Source organism: Prosthecobacter sp. GW821-HT29F12 (assembly GCF_058803405.1).
In genome coordinates this window covers 3,745,665-3,761,452 of the sequence record NZ_CM179517.1, presented here as the reverse complement: position 1 = coordinate 3,761,452, position 15,788 = coordinate 3,745,665, and the positions used below count along the sequence as shown (strand labels likewise).

Sequence of the window (15,788 nt, the reverse complement as noted above, 5' to 3'; positions counted from 1 at the left end):
TGAAAGCATTGAGAGTGTGTTCAGGCAAGGTGTTTGGCCTGAAGGCCGATTTCAGTCTGCCACGCCCGCAGGGTGGTGGCCGAATCGTCGAAACGGGAACGCAGAACGCGCCGCTGAAGTGCCTCCACTGTGTACACGCAGGACCGCGGAAGCAAGAAGGGACTGGTGGAAGCGGCGAGCGAGCCTGGCACAGTCGTAACGGCAGTAGAAAAGCCAGCGCCCTCGACTGCGAGAAGTGCTTCGGGGCAGATGTCCGATGGCTGGCCGTTTGGAAAGGCGTAGTGGCGGCAACTGCCGTTGTGCTGTTTGATAAGATCGCGGGAAGTGATCAATTGCCGTCGAATTTCATCACGCCCCTGAGACTGGTTGAGGGGAAAATGTTCATGTCCGTGGGCGCCGATCACTGCACCGGCGGACTTGGCTTGGCTGACTTCGTCCCAGGTCATGAACCTGTCGCTGGTGAAGCGGCCCCTGATGTCTGCCCATTGGTCTGCTGACAAGAAATCCATCAACGCATGAGTGAGAACTATGCCAGATGAAGTCGTACATTCTTTAAGAGCGGAAGTTATTCTGCCAATGGCCCGAAGGCGTTGCCGTTCGTCGTTGAGGGAGAACTCTTCGCCAATGCCGGGGAGTCTGCACGATTTGCGGGCAGTGAGGGTCAGAGCGGCCCGAGCGACGAAGGTCGGCAGGAGTGTGTCGGTGCCTATTGCGGATGTGGTTAGATAGATGGTGAAGGGAATCCCCAGGCTCTCCAGCAGCGGGGCAACTAGCGTGGCGTTGTCCTGATAACCATCATCGAAAGTGAGCATGGCACAACGCCTGAGATCAGGCTTGCTTGCTTGCAAGCGCGCATGCAGTTCATCGGCATCAATGAGATGGAAGTGCCGCTTCAAGTGGTGGACGAGTGGCTCGAACTCATCCAGCGTTGTGTGCAGAGCCTGGAGCCTGGTATCGATAAGCTGACGCTGTACGCCGTGGAAGAACAGGATGAGCGGCTGGTACAGGGGGCCGTCGGCGAGCATGCCAACGGCTTTGTTCAGCAGCTTGGTCTTGGAGAGACAGACTAGAGCTTTACGAAGTGAAGGTTGCATTTAGTTGTGGATGCCCGGTCGACACGAGGAGGATGTCAGATTCCAATATCACCACAATTCATGGGCCAGCAGCCACCTTCAACGGGCAGATTCATTCCCTCGGGGGCATGCGCGTAAAAACGCTGAGGTATTATGCGTTTGCGGGCCAATCGAAAAGCAGTGCATGCATCCCGGATACCCGGTGACAAATGTGGAATATGAACGGCGCGAAAACCATGCCTGCGCGCCGTTTTGGTGATTAACCGAACCAGGCCTTGATAGGATTTGGCAGACGCATTCCAAGGCCAGAAATCCATCACATGCAGGGCGCCGTCACCATAGTGTGTGACTAGCGCAAACAACGAGGATTCAGGGGTGCCTCCTTTCACCGCAAACCATGTAAATGGCATTGTTGGATTCAACAAGGCATACCAGCGGAAGTAAGCTGCGTCCCTGACGGGGCCATGGGCGCACTGGTGCCGGGTCGCCTGCCAGGTTTCATTGGCCGCTTGCTGAGCCTCCTCAATCGTAAGTTTCGAATGCATTGAAACAAATGAGGGAAGAGTTTGAGAACTCCTGCCAAGCTTTAGCATGCCTCTGAAAACGCTATAAAGGCTGGCGACTAGAGTGGTGACAACGATCTCACTTCGAATCAGAGTCCACCCCCCATACTTTAGAATGGGAAGCATGGAATCAACCGATGTGGAACTGAAGTTCAACCGGTCGAAAACAAGTGTGTCGGCAAACATGATGACAGAGAGGCTGTGACTTCTAAATTCCTTGGAAACTCTCCACGTTGATCTTGCAGCGGCTAAGTGAGGTTCGCCGTTGATCGAGGTGTTCAATGGAATGCAGCAGTTTATGCCGACAATGACATCTCCTTCGATGAGTTTGACGCCCATCACCCATTCGGAGGACATGCTTGGATTGTCCGCCCACCAATGGTGAAACCTTTTCCTCCAAAACTCTTCCCCTCGGCCGTGATTATCATGGGTTGCGCAAAAAAGAACGGCTTTTTGAAGATCTTCTGATGCGAGTTGGGAAAGCTTCGTCTTAGTTTCCATAAGTTCTTCTCACGCCATGGTAGAAGCTAAATACATGTTTTGCAGATAGGCGCTTCAATAGTTTAAGATCATGCGAGTGACAAGCCACCGTCAACTATAAGAGCTTGCCCCGTGATCCAGCGAGCGCCAGAACTCAGTAAAAAAGCGATGGGCTGGGAGATGTCTCGAGGATGCCCAACACCCAAAGGATGCCGTGCCTGCAGCTTCTCCCATTGATCAGGAGGCAGGCCCGACTGGGCTGATTCAGTCATTTCGGTGACGACGTAGCCTGGAATCACGCAGTTGACATTGATACCCTCGCGGGCCAGCTCTACAGCAAGAGGACGTGTCATCGCCAAAACGCCTCCTTTGGAAGCCGCATAAGATGAAAGGCCGGGATAACCTCGAATGGCGGCGACCGATGAAATGAAAATAAGCCGAGCTTCGGGAGTTGCTCGGACGCGCTTTTGTCTAAAAGCTGATGCCAAACTGAACGAGGATTTGAGATTGATGTCGAGGATTTCCTCCAGTTTGGCCAAATCAAAAAAGCGCAGTGCCTCAGTGTGGGTAATCCCAGCAGAATGAACCAATCCGTGAATGGGGCCTGATTCGGATGCGGTGTCCAGCATCCAAGACGATGTTTGCTCATGCCGGGTAACATCGTAGGGTTTGATCAAGTGGTCTTTCCCATCCATCTGCGACAATGTTTGCCGCAGCTTTTCTTCATCGCGGGCCACCAGAATTACACGTGCCCCCAACTGGCTCAAAAAAATGCATGTGTCCCTTCCAATGCCCGACGAAGCGCCAGTTACCAAAACTGTCTTACCGGTCATGTTCATAGCGTCAAGAGCAGTATTCATTGTCACAGTTCTAATGGGTAAATTATAAGTTGGTAGGTGAGTCGAAGGTCAACGAGGATCGACTCCCTTGGTGCTCCATTGCTTCTGAAGGAAAAGGATCATTTCTTCGTCTTCGGATAGCTTTCCAGAACGATGGGAAGAAGCCATGCCCTTTTGTTGGATTTGAACAATTTTCGTGTCCTCTGCATTCAGAGCTTGCGTAAAAGCGAACGAGTTTTCAAAAAATGAATTGACCAAGCTGCTGGTTTCTTCTGTGAGAGGTCCCGGATCACAACCGAAGAAGTCGAGTGTGTACAGAGTCTCTTCAGCAGACAGAGGAAGAAATTGCTCAAAAATGGCGTTGAAACCAAAAATACTGCTGAAGCCCAGATTGGGGAATACAATGGCATGTTCATAATGCCTGGTGTGATGATGTCTTGATTGTAAAAGCCTGTTAACTCGTTCTGACCGTTTCAGCGCTGCCTCTCCAACTGGCAGATTGAGGCAGCAGTGCGCTCCAAAATATTCGAACGTGGCAGTACCGAGGTTGAGCTGACCAAATGTATCTGGATGGACACAATCAACATGATATGCCTCGGCCGAATTCTCGATCACCGCCTTCCAGTTGGCCGAGACTTTGCGTTGAATGCGACGCCTGAACGGCCCGATGGAGTCGATTAATGGACTCAGTCGGCTCTTCACCGGGGAAATGAAGTCGTTCCACGAGATCCCGGAAGGGTCAATTTGGACAAAAATTAAGGAACCCCAAGTCGCCACATTTAGTGAATGCAGGCGCAAATCGTCCATATCGTTGGGGGTGACATCGCAAAATCTAGGCTTTCGTGGAATGGCGTTAAGCGATCCGTCGTTGCGATACATCCAGCCGTGATACGGGCAAATGATCGGGCCATCGCCACAAGCGTCGGTGCGCAGCTGAGAATGACGGTGGGAGCACGAATTGGCAAAACACCTTAGATCCTCGCCATCACGCTGAACAAAATAGGACTTCCCAAATAACTCAAATGCAAGCCAGGCCGCCTCTCCCTTCAAGTCAAAGGTGTATCCAACAAAGAGCCAGCTGGGAAGGAAAAGCTTCTTCAGCTCCCGCTGATAGACAAGGGGGTCCGTATAGTCATTCGAGGTGAGTATCGGCTTCATGATGAATATTCAATGTGCGGTTGCTTGCTTCATTGGATCTTTCTTTCCAGGGAGGAAAGATCAAAAAATGAATCATGGGCGAAGCGTTCTGTGTCACTACGTTGAACAACAGGACACTCGCATTTGTCTAAAATTAGAGACTCTGTTATTGTCAAACATAGTCATTGAGCTGAACTATTAAAGTTCGATAAGCGGTGGGATTATCATTGGGCCAAGCTCGATAGCTGCCGCACCCCAAGACCAGCCGACTCCGAAGCCTACCAGAAGATAGCGGCGAGATGACGTCTGCAACTGGTCCCGTCTCTCAGTGACCAACGTCAGCGGGATGGAAGCGGAGCTAGTATTGCCGAACAACTTCAAACTGGTGGGGACTTTTTCAGATGGAATCCCCAGCTTATCTCCCAGCGTTTTGAGCATGAATCCATTGGCCTGATGAAAAACAATGTCATCACATTGCTCCAGAGTCCATTCTGCGGCTCGGAGGCATTCGTTAACCAACGGAGGGACTCCTTTCAGGGCGAAAGTGAAGACCTCGGATCCGTTCATATAAACATCCTCCTGAGATCGCACATTGCCGTCAGGTGTTACTTTAGGTTCTCGAGTTTCTGACGTGGACGGAATACGGAAGTGGCCAGCCTCAATGATGATATTCTTTGCTCCTGAGCCGTCCGTCCCGAGGCAGAAAACGGCTTTGCCGCCTGAACCATCGACTGGCCGTTCAACTGCAGTCGCCGTCCCTGCATGGCCAAACAAGGGAACCGTGGCGCGGTCCTTCAGTGGCATGTTAATAGTATCGCCCACAAGCAGAACAGCTCGTTGCCCTTGTTTCAAAAGCCGAGAGATCAGCCACAGTCCATAGGTGTAGCCGGAACATCCTAAGTTGACATCAAAGGCCGTGCATTCAGTGGAAAGGCCGAGCCGGTCTTGTAAAAGACAGGCCGTGGCAGGCAATACATAGTCCGCTGACTGGGTGACAAGAATCAGGTGCGAAATGCTGTCACGAGCCCACCCGAGGTCATTGATGAGGCGATTAGCAGCTTCAAAGCAGAGATCGGATGTGCATTTGGTGCCTGTGCGACGTTCTGCAACTCCTGTGCCTTTGACCAGTCGCTTTGCGTCAATCTCACCAAATGAAGCGGCAAGATCGGCTTCGGTCTGACGCGTTGACGGCACTGCGCAGGCAATACCACGAACGATGAGATTGGACTCGGATGCTTGTGCCATGGGGCAGGCTAGTCTGTCAGTTTGTCGCCGGCCAGCGCCACCAGATCTGCAACGGTACGACACGCTACCAGTGCCACTGGGGCCGGAGGCGAGCCGAATTGCTTGTCAAAAGCGGCCAGAAAAGCAACCACCGACAGGGAGTCCCATGCGGGGATGTCACAAAGAGCTTCGTCTCCCTTGATGGTTCCGGGCGGTGATTCGATTATCTGGTCGATAAGACGGTAGAATTCTGGTTTGTTCATAGTACGAAAAAGTAGCTGAAGTTAGCTGGGGCAGATTCGCAATCAATCAGTTTGTTGGCATGTGTCGCGACTTTGCAACGGCGACACCTTTTTCTGTAGAAAAAATAGTTCAGAGGAGTGAGTTGAATTATTTTCATGGCCCGGCCTGCGGTCGTCTGCAAGCGCCGCTGCATCTGCTCGATCAAAGGGGCGGCGGCAGGCGGCGCTCACTGCGGCAACGGTAGGCAATGCGGCACCCGTTAAGTAGATCTCGTCGATCAGCCGTTTATTTTCTCGATCCGGGCGCTTTTGCCCACCGGTGCGCATTTCAGCCTAGATCGGACCACGCCCGGCAGTTTGCATTGCTTTTTCATGCTCCGCGTAGCGTGTCGAGGCACAATGAGTTCTGCAACCCTCTATACACTCTGAGGCGGCTGGATTTTTTTCCCGCGAAGGCCAGCTTCAGGTAAGTTTGCCAAACTTGGAGTGCAAGTCGCTACAACCACGCTTTTCATGCTGCTCTCAAACACGATGCTTGCGTGCTGAGCTTATTTTCCAGTCCGACCTCTGCACCAGGATGCGTACTGAAACCTTTGGCGATTTACTGCATACTGTTGAGCCTCGGGATTATGTTTTTGTTTTTCGATTTTAATGGGTTGAATGGTGTTGGGTTGTCTGACCCAGTCCACAAACGCCATAGATTCATAACTCTAATCCTGATCTGAATTTCGGGGGGGCGTCTCAGGTTCAGCTCCGTGCTTGCAACGAACGCGCAAGCCCATGAAAGAACTCGGCGGACTGTCCGGTGACCATGTCCAGATCTTGAAAGGACTCCATCCAGCGGCGTGCGGTGAGCCCCATGCGCTCACGACGCTCCGGGTCGCTTCCTAATGTGACCAGTGCTTCAGCCCACGCAGTAGTGTCACGCGGCAGGCTGATGAAGTGCTGCCCCTCGTATCCGAACTCTCCGCCTTCATGTGGGAAGCCGAGGAACCGCGTTGACAGCACGGGCAGGCCTGAGGCCATGGCTTCTAGTACGGCATTGGGCAGGCCTTCGTGAAGGGAAGGGAAGGCAAAGACATCGGCCGCGCGATAAAACTCCTCAACTGTGCTCACATGCTCAAACAAACGAATGTCCGCCACCTTGCGCACCTCCTGCACGCGGCGGTCGAAGTCTTCGGCGAACTGAGCGTAGGCAACTCGATCTTTGTTGGCGACCGTCGGGCGGTTGGCATTGCCCCCAACGAAGGCGAGCACGGCGTCTGTTCTGTGCTCCTTCACCATGCGCTCCCAGGCATTGAGGAGAAAATCGACGCCCTTGCGCCGGGTCGCGCCACCGACGAACAGGACCACGAGCTTGTCTTCTGGTAGCCCCAACTTGCGCCGCAACTGCACCTTTTCCGCAAGGGTGCGCGCGGGCTGGAATCGCTGAGTGTTTACGCCGGTGACAATCACCTTGGCCCAGGACTCTGGTTTGCCTGCCGCCTGGCACAAGGCGCGGGCTGACACTTCACTGTTGGCGTGAATGGCCGTGACCGGCTTGTACCACTGCCGCTCCCTGATGACTCTGATCCAGTCGCGCGGGGAGAATTTTTTCACGGGTTCATGAAACATATGCACAGGCATGACGGAGGCAATCCCTTGCTGGGCTGCCCGGTGGAGGATGCTGGAGCTCAACGGCGTGGCATCCGTCGGCATTAGCAGATGAGCTTCATGATCGGAAAGGGGGTGGTGATCAATGATTTGGAGTGCTTCGCTCAACGACTCTTCATGTCCGTGGCCCGGCAAACCAAACCGCCCGGGTGTGTATCGGTGCCAATAGACACCGTTGATCTGCTCCACATCTGGCATCTCATCCGTTGCGCATGGCATGATCACATGAAAATGAACGCCTCGCTCCCGCCAGCGCGAGGTGTAGCTCAGCACCTGTGAGAAGCCGCCTGCCTTGATATTCTGAGGGTCAGCCCTGCCGCGGGTGGCAAAGTAAATGTGGGTGATGCGGGGCTTCGTGTCACTGGTCATGGGTGCGATTGAGGGTTTCCTCCAATGCTTCAATTTAGGGGGGCGGGAGAGACGAATCATCCATCTCTTACTGTTCCTGCCTCTCTTTATCAACCTCCGTCTGGCTGGACGGGAAGGCGACATAGCCGGACGAGCCCTTGTTTGAGATTGGCACGGCGGGGATGCCGGAGACGATCTCGCGCGGTGGCACATCCTTCACTACGACGGAGTTTGGACCCACCGCAGAATCATCGCCGAGCGTGATGCCGCCGAGGATCTTCGCTCCGCAGCCGAGGTACACGCGATCACCAACCGTAGGGCAGCCGGGTGTCTTGCTCCGCTGGTTGGTCTGGCCAATCGTGACACCATGACTCAGCGTGCAGTCCCGTCCGATCTCGGCGCGGGTGTTCACGACGATGCAACACAGATGTCCGAGGTAGAGGCCCGGTCCGATCTTCGACTCGAAGCTGATGTAGGTGCTGTACTTCACCTGCTGCCGGCGGTGCCAGCAGCGGAATAGATGATAGATCACCCATCGGCTCCACCATTGCGCGCGCAGGAACTTGCACCATCTCATGACGACCGTGAAACGAAAGCCGCTCTCCTGAAACCACAGCCTGAAAAAGTTCTTCCAGCCCACTCCGCCATCGTAACGGAATTGGTCGGCCACGATCAGGCTGCGAAGTTCTGTGAAACTCATGGGAGGTTGCAGTGACATCGGGAGGTGAATTTCTATCAGTGGTCGCTCTTCTCCGCGCAGACGGTCCATCCCAGACTGGAGTGTTGATTCGTGTCGAGGCGATCGATGGCGCGAAAACAAGCCTTTCTTTTGAATCCGAATGCAATGCCCCAAAAGAGGGGCAGGGCGGGCTTTAACCCCTTGGGCAGCACAGAAGCGAGGTACGCTTTCACCGAGCAGTGAAGCAGGGGGCCAAGGACACAAAAATGACCATCCCGCGCCGTTATGGCAGTGATCTTGAATCCGGCTGAGACGAGACAGTCCTCAATACCTTGCCGGGTGAAATTGAAATATTCACGTTTGACGGAAGCTGACAACATGGCTCATGCTGGCGTCTGGTAGCCGAGAAACTGAGTGGCATTGCATAAAATGTAGCCCTCGGCGTAGTCCACCTGATGAGGCATGCCTCGATAGCGGTTCAATGAAAGAATGCGCTCAATATAGTGGCGGTTTCTCTCGCACTCCTTGTTGCCGAGATTCAGCTGGGATTTGAAGACCTCCATCAGCGCACGCTTCTTTTCGATGAAATGAGAGATGTCCACCAGCAGGTTGGGAATGAGAGTGTTCCAGACTTCGTATTGCAGGACCATCCCATCATAGCTTGTGCGACGCAAGGCGTTGTCCAGCGCGACGTTCAGCCGCATGTGATCGAGGTGGCTGTCGAAAATCGAGGGAACACAGATGAGATCGGGCTTCACGTTTGCCATGAGCTGCTCAATGACCTTGACTGAATCTTCCACGACCACCGATTCACCGGCGATGGGAAAGCAATCGACGGGGTGTGCGCGAGCTCCAAGTAGCTCCATCATGCGTTTTGCCTCGGGCACCCGCACAGGATCCTGCCCCCGGCTGAACCAGGTGAAGGTCACTTGCGATCCACCCTCCGCCAGCGCTGACAGCAGACCACCAAGACCGAAGGCCTCATCGTCCTGATGCGGTGCAAGCAGTAGAACGTTCTTGAATCTGGCGGACATGTCGCGTGCCGTGATGCCTTGCGGCCAGGAACCGACGTTGTTTCCCATGAAGCTGCGTGTGTAGCGCAGCAGGTTTTGGACTTTGGTGAACTTCAGCCGGGCATGAAGCTGCGTGAATAGTGACAGCATAACCGTAATTGAGCTGGTTTTTATGGGTGCGAATTTGTAGCCGGCTGGTTTCCAAGGGGCGAAACACTCTCATGCAGCGCTGGATTTGGGGTCATGAAAAACCAGTCCTGAATTCCTCGCCGATCCTCGTTCAAGAGGGCGTCGATCTCGATAAACATCAACTGACGTAGAATGGGAAACTGTTTGTAGTCAAGGCCAGTGTTGGTGAACTGGGTGATCGAGTGCGTGGCGGCAAAAGCTGCGGTGACCGCATCGGTCACTCCGACGCGGAGACAGTCGTGCAATTCGACAAGGATGTCGGCTTCTCGCAGCCATGACACACCACCCTTGACTAGCAGCTCCACTTCATAGCCATCGACGTCGCAGATCAGCAAGGTTTTCCGCGGATCAATTTCACCAGCGAGCGCCTGAAGCTGTGCCGGGTCACAGCGGCCTCTGATCTGAACGCGGGACTGCACATCATTAAGTTTTGTCACGCGCTCCAGAAGCTCGCGGGAATAGTCGCTCATCTCGAAGGCAACGACCTTGGCCTCCGGCACTGCCAGCGCCATTCCCACGGAGAAGTAGCCGTCTGCAGCACCGACGTTGATGATGTGCTGGTACTGCCCCTTGGCGATCAACATCTGAAGCAGCGGATGCAGTTCGTGTTCATAACTGCCCACGATTTTCTGAAACCTGCAGCACGCATAGGCGCCGCTCGGGTATTTCATGCTTTTGAAGGGTCCTTTATGAACTACGTCGCCATAGCTGCCCTGGCTTTCCAGTTTCGCCATGAGATTGCGACGCCGGACGCGCTTGTGCTGATAGCTGAGGAAGTCCATGAACCTGCCAACCCATGAAATGCTTAAAAGTTTCAGGGTAGGGCGGTCTAAAAACTGCCTGATACGCTTCATAATAATAGATGACGTGTGCCATCGGTATTAAACAAAGAGCTGGCGTTGCCAAGGCTGTCCACTAAATTTCCACGTGGGAATTGAAATTCCGGACGTTTTGACGGGGGCAATGACGCACGGGTTATCAAATAATTGATGGAAGACTGGACGCTTGCATTGAATGGTGTTTCGTCCGGCAATCATTTTTCTCATGACACGGCTTAGATCCTATCAATATTTGGCACGTGTGCGTGCGCTGGAGATCCAGTATTGGCCGTTTGTGCGTGAGTCTGCGGGATGGGCAAGTGTTCTATCCGGACTTGTTTCGGCTAAACCCGCAGTGCGCGCTGCCAAACTGGCGCGGGGTATGGAGCTGATGGCTACCCAAACCTCGCAAAACCAGGTGGCGGCGATGCTGCGGAAAAGCCCCGGCTTTGAGTCGCCCGATGTTTGGAGGGAAACAATCGCCAACCACCATCAAAATGGCTTGGCTTTCAGCAAGCAGCCAGCCTTGAGCAGGTCCATCATTCTCAAGGCGCCGGCGGCGAATGGGGAGAAAGGCATCCTGCTGCTGACATTTGAATACAATTGGGCACGCCTGCTTCTCGGGGCAAGCAATGAAGCGCTGCGCTGGATTACCGAACGTTTTCACATCGTACTCTCATCGAGTTCGTCGCCGACAAACTATGCAGCCCTCTCGCTTGCACTCTCACGGATACCCGGCACCGTATTCGTTCAGGCGTGCAACCCGGACGAGTATGAACGCATTGAAAGTTTTCATCCGCGACTGAAGTGTCTGCCCGTGATGCCATGTGATTGGATCATGCCAGACCTTTACAAGCCCAAGCCCATGGCCGAGCGCACGCGCGACATCATGATGGTGGCGTTCTGGGGGCCGGTTAAGAGGCATTGGGAATTTTTCGACATGCTGACGAAACTGCCTGATTCCCTGCGGGTGACGATGGTTGGGCAGTCGGATGGTGTGAGGAACAAGGATGACATGATCCGCATTGCCCGCGACCTTGGCGTGAAACAGGATCTTGAAGTTCATCAGTCCATACGGATTGAGCAGGTGGCGGAGTTGCAGTGCGACGCGAAGGTCTCAGTGATCATGACTCGTCGTGAGGGCTGCTGTGTGGCGGCAGTGGAGTCTTTGTTTGCGGGCAGTGCACTTGCGATGCGTGCTGACGCCCATATCGGCCCCTTGGCATATATCAATGAGCAGACGGGTATGCTGCTGCGCCCGGGCCGAGTGGCAAAGGACATGGCCGCACTGCTGGAGCGTGCGCCGAGCCTGCGGCCGCAGGACTGGGCGAGTCAGAATGTCTCATGTTTTCGTAGCCAAGAGAAACTGAATGCCTACTTCAAACAGGTGGATACTCAGGAAAATAGACCTTGGACAGGCGGCATTGTTCTGCCGATTTGGCGACCACATCCAACCTTCGCTCGTCCTGAAGATCAGGCTGCTCTTCGTCCTGTGTATGCGGAACTTCATCAGCGTGTGCCTGAAGTCTTTCCAGTGGATCTCATCTCTGAGAGCTGGCGGTAGAAATGGAAAAAAAGGGGGGTATTCGCGGTGCCCGATGATGGTTCACCGCCGGTGGCGGTTTCTTTGCGCGATAAGTGTTGGCAGCTGCTTTATCCGGCTGAGCACTCGATAAATGCCAATTTTGTCTTTGGACGTTTTTGAATCACTACCTAGTATCACCTTCACGCCGCACTTTATCTTCTGTGGATTTTCGCATTGCTCAGTTTTTCTTGTTTTTGTACTTTATCCGCCCACAAGATTGGTTGGGGGCGATAGCCGGGACTAATATTATCAAGCCATTGATCTTGGCTTGGATCGTTGCGCTGACGGCGCGAAAAGAAAGGTCGCCCGTCAATGGATTGCTCTCGACGCCTCACGACTGGGTGCTGCTCATCTATTTTATCTATGTGGTGTGGAACGCACCTGATTCGGTGGATGCGTTCAAAAACTTCCTGCCGGTGGTCATATTCTATGTGTTTACCGTGCAATCCCTCACAGATTGGGAGCGGGTTTACTCCTTTCTGAAAACTTGGACGCTCATGATCGTAACGGTGGCGGCAATTGGCGTGGCAAGTCTTTACGGCATCGACATCACCGGGGCTAAGGAGATGACAGAACATAATTTTGGGAGACTTGCCATTGGGACCTGGATGTGCGACAACCCGAACGCTCTCGCTCATACTGTGGTTGTGGCAATCCCCTTGAGTTACTTTTTGTTCTTTTGGAGAGGTGGCCTGAATGGCAGAACGGTGTATTTCCCGCTCTGTGCCGTACTCGTCTGTACGTGCATGTATTACACCGAATCCAAAGGCTCCTTTCTCGTTGGAGGAGGGCTGATCGTTTTAATTTTTGTGATTGGAAGACCCGTGGCAGTCAAATTGTTTGCCGTCTCAACTGCTGCTGTTCTCGGGATCTCGTCGTTGAGTTTTCTTCCTCGAATGTCAACAATGGACAGCCTCAATTCAGAAGAGGGAGTCATGGGACGGTTGATGGCATGGAGGATCGCGAGAGACGTGCTGGATACTAAAAGCACCGGAGAAGGGTGGCTGCAGTTTGTTCCAATGATCAACTGGCAGGGAGAAATCATTCCTAAAAGCACCCACTCCAGCTATGTTCATATTGGTGCTGACCTAGGCTTGTATGGTCTCTTCTTGTTTGTTGCTGGACTTTGGACGGCCTGGCGCACCTTAGTTATGGTCTATCCTATTACCCTCGCTGACGACATCAAGGAACGCTGTCGTCGCAGCGGGTTGATTCTGCTGATCGCCTATGCCGTTTCCAGTTGGATGATCAACCGCCAGTACCACACGGAGTACTTCCTGCTGATCGCCGTGGCCGCTTCAATTCACCGACTTTGCCAAACTGAGGACGCTTTGGCAAAAGCAGAGTCCGCGGAATCGGCGCAGAGCGAAGAGGATGTCTCGGAAAATTTTACCCTCCGCGTACAATTGAAGAATGATCAGTACATGCCTTCCGTTGTTGTGCGTGACGGGCTCAACTCTGAAGGGAAAGCCCCCTTTTGGGTGCGTCTGGACCTGATGGATCTGGCCGCCAGCGCGGGTCTCACTTGGGTCGTATTGGCCATCTGGGATTATTGTCTCGAAAACTTGTGAAGCGATCGCCCTCTTCGGCTTCATCGCGCACTTCGAATTCTATCCAGCCAATGGAGGAGCAGTTTTCGATGGCGGCTCCTCGGCCTCCTCCTCGGCTTCCCAGTTGGAATCGTAGTAACTGGATGAGTAGTAGTAATAGGAGTAGTGGTTGGACCGTTTAGTGAAGTCCACTCGATTGAGGACAAATCCGTAGAAGTGGGCTCCCAGCTTTTGGAGCGCAAAAAAAGCATCCTCGACATCTTTTTTCGGGGTGCTGTCAGATTTAACAACCAAGACTACTCCATCCGCGTGGTTTTGCAAAAACGCAGTTTCACTAAGACCCAATACTGGAGGCGTGTCCAAAACGATGCGGTCAAAATCGTCTTTGAGTTTCTCGAGGATATTCGAAAACACCGCAGTGTTGAGCAGCTCGGTGCTGCCAGGCAGGACAGAACCGCGGGGCAGCAGCCATAGATTTTCGGCGGGAGACTTCTTAATGCACGCTTCGACGGTAGCCGCACCGGTCAGCAGGTCCGTCATGCCCGGGTGATTGACAACTCCGGCCACCTTGTGAACACGCCCTCGCCGCAAGTCACAATCAATCACCAAGGTGCGCTCACCCAAGGATGAAAACGCCCAGGCAGTATTCACTGCAAGAGTGGTTTTGCCCTCACCTGGCCGCGCGCTGGTCACCATCATAACGTGCGTGTCACCTTTAGGACTTTTGTTCAGGATAATGCTGCTACGGATCAAACGGAAGTTTTCCAGCAAGGCATTAGGTGTGGTGGCACCTACCGTGGGAGAACGGTTGACGTCCTCTAAAATTTGCGGGTCAGTGAGCGGTACCAGTCCGATGCCTGGAATCCCCAGGCTGAGTTCAAACTCGTTGAGGTCTGAAACAGATGTGCTGAAGCGCCGGAACAAAAATGGAATCCCGCCAGCGAGGCCAATGCCAAGCATGCACCCAATCATGGCCAGCTTGGATTTGCTAGGAGAAAGAGGGTTCTCGCTGCGAACATCGATGAATCCGCGGAACTCGATGTCAACCGCCCCGGCATCACCCCCGAACTGCAGGCCTTCGATCTGCTTGCTGAGCTCCTCATATGCCTTATCCCAGGCGAGTTGTCCCTTTTTCATGAGATCATAGCCCATTTTTTTCTCGTCGAAAGCCTTGGTGGCGCGGTGATAATCCGGCAGCTTCTCCTCAAGATTTTTGATCTGTTCCTTCGTATGGACGTATTCCAGCTCGAAGGCTTTGAGGGCCACCTCAAGTTCCAACTTCAGTGCGGAAGTCACTTCCCGCAGTTCCTCATTCATCTTGATCATCTCCGGGTGATCATCGAGAAACTTAGTGCGCGTGAGTCGCATCTTTTCCTCCAGCGTGCGTTTCTTCTTTTCAAGTTCTTTCCAGGGCTCGAGGCCGTCAACCATCTCGGGCTGTACCACAACCTGAGTGTTTGTGGTGACTTTGGCGGGGCTTGAAAAGGTGAATGGTGCTGCGGATGCACCTGAACTCCGTATGATTGATCCCGAGGTCAGAGGGTCAGCAGAAGCGGTTGCTGTCGGCAGGCTCGTCAGCAGCGCCAGCATGCCTACATCTCCCAGCACCGATTTTTGATCCTTCAAAATGTCACGCACTCGCGTCATTTCGCCGAGGCGATAACGCATTCTGACCAGCTCCACCGGGACGTTGCTGAGACGTTCAAGCTCAATCTGCGCGCTCGCCAGAGCACTTTCTTCTTCAAATTTCAACTGAGTATCCAGTTGATCGGAAACCTTGGCTCGAACGACGGCAATCTCGTCCACATAGCGTTTGATGGCTTTTTCCCGAAAATCGAATCTTTGACGCATTCGGACCGCCTCATAAGTCTCAGCGATGGCAGCTGGCAGTTCACGCACAATACGTGGTGTGAAACCCATGACACTCAGTTCGAGGTGGGTTGCATCCAAAATTCCGACTCGAACAGCGGGCAGCAGCGATTCACGTACTGTGGAATAGCTTGTTGCATCGTCTGCTAGACCAATCGATTTAGTCGCCTCAAGAAGCAAGTGCCCGCTGCCTAGTTCGAGCATGACGGAACGCATCAAATGGTAATCGATAGAGCGCCCCCCTCCATCAGCAGTTCGCGAACTGTCCACGAAGTGATTGACTCGGAGCAGGGCTGTGGAGGAATAAGTGGGACGGGTATAAACGTAAAAAATCAGGCCAGCCAAGAGGCCTGAGGTGAACAGCAACATCATCAATATCAGATAGTCCTCATAGCTGAGTAGAAAGCGCAAAAAAGTATTGCCATCCACTTTGGGGGCTGAAGTGACTGACTTTTTGTTCGGAGACGGCATGCGGGTCAGAAGAGGTGTGAGGCAAAGATGGCCAGGACTTGCCTGGCAATGATAA

General features: G+C 53.5%; 16 protein-coding genes. 3 read left to right on the top strand and 13 right to left on the bottom strand.

Translation table 11 applies throughout. The features are described 5' to 3' along the window. Window positions 1-20 precede the first annotated feature (20 nt). Window positions 21-848 (bottom strand): polysaccharide deacetylase family protein, encoded by an 828-nt coding sequence (locus AC3RLQ_RS15480; protein WP_493038729.1) that lies wholly within the window; start codon window positions 846-848, stop codon window positions 21-23. A gap of 6 nt (window positions 849-854) precedes the next feature. On the opposite strand from AC3RLQ_RS15480, the gene AC3RLQ_RS15475 reads away from it, so the two are divergent. Further along, on the top strand, window positions 855-1,070 hold the full coding sequence (locus AC3RLQ_RS15475) for a hypothetical protein (protein ID WP_493038856.1): 216 nt from the start codon (window positions 855-857) through the stop codon (window positions 1,068-1,070). A 59-nt stretch (window positions 1,071-1,129) separates the two neighbouring features. Here the strand turns inward: AC3RLQ_RS15475 and AC3RLQ_RS15470 are convergent, their stop codons facing one another. The 11 genes from AC3RLQ_RS15470 to AC3RLQ_RS15420 form a co-directional block, all read right to left on the bottom strand. Then, the gene (locus AC3RLQ_RS15470; RefSeq protein WP_493038583.1) at window positions 1,130-2,137 is read right to left on the bottom strand and encodes a hypothetical protein; all 1,008 of its coding nucleotides are present in this window, start codon (window positions 2,135-2,137) and stop codon (window positions 1,130-1,132) included. A gap of 68 nt (window positions 2,138-2,205) precedes the next feature. Further along, window positions 2,206-2,976 (bottom strand): SDR family NAD(P)-dependent oxidoreductase, encoded by a 771-nt coding sequence (locus tag AC3RLQ_RS15465; RefSeq protein WP_493038581.1) that lies wholly within the window; start codon window positions 2,974-2,976, stop codon window positions 2,206-2,208. Window positions 2,977-3,024: 48 nt separating this feature from the next. Further along, complete coding sequence (locus AC3RLQ_RS15460) at window positions 3,025-4,113, bottom strand: aromatic ring-hydroxylating oxygenase subunit alpha (protein WP_493038579.1); 1,089 nt, start codon at window positions 4,111-4,113, stop codon at window positions 3,025-3,027. Window positions 4,114-4,290: 177 nt separating this feature from the next. Further along, the gene (locus AC3RLQ_RS15455) at window positions 4,291-5,337 is read right to left on the bottom strand and encodes a ketoacyl-ACP synthase III (protein ID WP_493038577.1); all 1,047 of its coding nucleotides are present in this window, start codon (window positions 5,335-5,337) and stop codon (window positions 4,291-4,293) included. An 8-nt stretch (window positions 5,338-5,345) separates the two neighbouring features. Then, window positions 5,346-5,579, bottom strand: coding sequence for a phosphopantetheine-binding protein (locus AC3RLQ_RS15450; protein ID WP_493038575.1), 234 nt, complete (start codon window positions 5,577-5,579; stop codon window positions 5,346-5,348). Window positions 5,580-5,621: 42 nt separating this feature from the next. Next, complete coding sequence (locus AC3RLQ_RS15445; protein WP_493038573.1) at window positions 5,622-5,885, bottom strand: hypothetical protein; 264 nt, start codon at window positions 5,883-5,885, stop codon at window positions 5,622-5,624. A 420-nt stretch (window positions 5,886-6,305) separates the two neighbouring features. Further along, the gene (locus tag AC3RLQ_RS15440) at window positions 6,306-7,484 is read right to left on the bottom strand and encodes a glycosyltransferase family 4 protein (RefSeq protein ID WP_493038571.1); all 1,179 of its coding nucleotides are present in this window, start codon (window positions 7,482-7,484) and stop codon (window positions 6,306-6,308) included. Window positions 7,485-7,647: 163 nt separating this feature from the next. Continuing rightward, window positions 7,648-8,259 carry a serine O-acetyltransferase gene (locus AC3RLQ_RS15435; protein WP_493038569.1) on the bottom strand — a complete coding sequence of 204 codons (612 nt, stop codon included), beginning with the start codon at window positions 8,257-8,259 and terminating at the stop codon, window positions 7,648-7,650. Window positions 8,260-8,294: 35 nt separating this feature from the next. Then, window positions 8,295-8,618, bottom strand: coding sequence for a hypothetical protein (locus AC3RLQ_RS15430; protein ID WP_493038567.1), 324 nt, complete (start codon window positions 8,616-8,618; stop codon window positions 8,295-8,297). Window positions 8,619-8,621: 3 nt separating this feature from the next. Beyond that, on the bottom strand, window positions 8,622-9,401 hold the full coding sequence (locus tag AC3RLQ_RS15425) for a PIG-L deacetylase family protein (RefSeq protein WP_493038565.1): 780 nt from the start codon (window positions 9,399-9,401) through the stop codon (window positions 8,622-8,624). Between the two features lie 20 nt (window positions 9,402-9,421). Continuing rightward, window positions 9,422-10,222: a class I SAM-dependent methyltransferase gene (locus AC3RLQ_RS15420; protein WP_493038563.1), complete on the bottom strand. Its 801-nt coding sequence runs from the start codon at window positions 10,220-10,222 to the stop codon at window positions 9,422-9,424. Window positions 10,223-10,454: 232 nt separating this feature from the next. Between AC3RLQ_RS15420 and AC3RLQ_RS15415 the strand changes: the two genes are divergently transcribed. Both AC3RLQ_RS15415 and AC3RLQ_RS15410 read left to right on the top strand, forming a co-directional pair. Beyond that, on the top strand, window positions 10,455-11,822 hold the full coding sequence (locus tag AC3RLQ_RS15415; RefSeq protein ID WP_493038561.1) for a glycosyltransferase family protein: 1,368 nt from the start codon (window positions 10,455-10,457) through the stop codon (window positions 11,820-11,822). 182 nt (window positions 11,823-12,004) lie between these two features. Next, entirely contained in the window at window positions 12,005-13,414 is a 1,410-nt protein-coding gene (locus AC3RLQ_RS15410; protein WP_493038559.1) for an O-antigen ligase family protein, read from the top strand. A gap of 39 nt (window positions 13,415-13,453) precedes the next feature. On the opposite strand, the gene AC3RLQ_RS15405 is transcribed toward AC3RLQ_RS15410, so the two are convergent. After that, entirely contained in the window at window positions 13,454-15,733 is a 2,280-nt protein-coding gene (locus tag AC3RLQ_RS15405) for a polysaccharide biosynthesis tyrosine autokinase (protein WP_493038557.1), read from the bottom strand. Between the last annotated feature and the right edge of the window lie 55 nt (window positions 15,734-15,788).

Bases quoted from the DNA above. Each gene is read 5' to 3' on its own strand.
- AC3RLQ_RS15470 (WP_493038583.1), bottom strand. From the start codon at position 2,137: ATGGAAACTAAGACGAAGCTTTCCCAACTCGCATCAGAAGATCTTCAA.
- AC3RLQ_RS15420 (WP_493038563.1), bottom strand. From the start codon at position 10,222: ATGGACTTCCTCAGCTATCAGCACAAGCGCGTCCGGCGTCGCAATCTC.
- AC3RLQ_RS15475 (WP_493038856.1), top strand. From the start codon at position 855: ATGCAGTTCATCGGCATCAATGAGATGGAAGTGCCGCTTCAAGTGGTG.
- AC3RLQ_RS15445 (WP_493038573.1), bottom strand. From the start codon at position 5,885: ATGCGCACCGGTGGGCAAAAGCGCCCGGATCGAGAAAATAAACGGCTG.
- AC3RLQ_RS15415 (WP_493038561.1), top strand. From the start codon at position 10,455: ATGGTGTTTCGTCCGGCAATCATTTTTCTCATGACACGGCTTAGATCC.
- AC3RLQ_RS15455 (WP_493038577.1), bottom strand. From the start codon at position 5,337: ATGGCACAAGCATCCGAGTCCAATCTCATCGTTCGTGGTATTGCCTGC.
- AC3RLQ_RS15465 (WP_493038581.1), bottom strand. From the start codon at position 2,976: ATGAATACTGCTCTTGACGCTATGAACATGACCGGTAAGACAGTTTTG.
- AC3RLQ_RS15460 (WP_493038579.1), bottom strand. From the start codon at position 4,113: ATGAAGCCGATACTCACCTCGAATGACTATACGGACCCCCTTGTCTAT.
- AC3RLQ_RS15405 (WP_493038557.1), bottom strand. From the start codon at position 15,733: ATGCCGTCTCCGAACAAAAAGTCAGTCACTTCAGCCCCCAAAGTGGAT.
- AC3RLQ_RS15435 (WP_493038569.1), bottom strand. From the start codon at position 8,259: ATGAGTTTCACAGAACTTCGCAGCCTGATCGTGGCCGACCAATTCCGT.
- AC3RLQ_RS15450 (WP_493038575.1), bottom strand. From the start codon at position 5,579: ATGAACAAACCAGAATTCTACCGTCTTATCGACCAGATAATCGAATCA.
- AC3RLQ_RS15430 (WP_493038567.1), bottom strand. From the start codon at position 8,618: ATGTTGTCAGCTTCCGTCAAACGTGAATATTTCAATTTCACCCGGCAA.
- AC3RLQ_RS15425 (WP_493038565.1), bottom strand. From the start codon at position 9,401: ATGCTGTCACTATTCACGCAGCTTCATGCCCGGCTGAAGTTCACCAAA.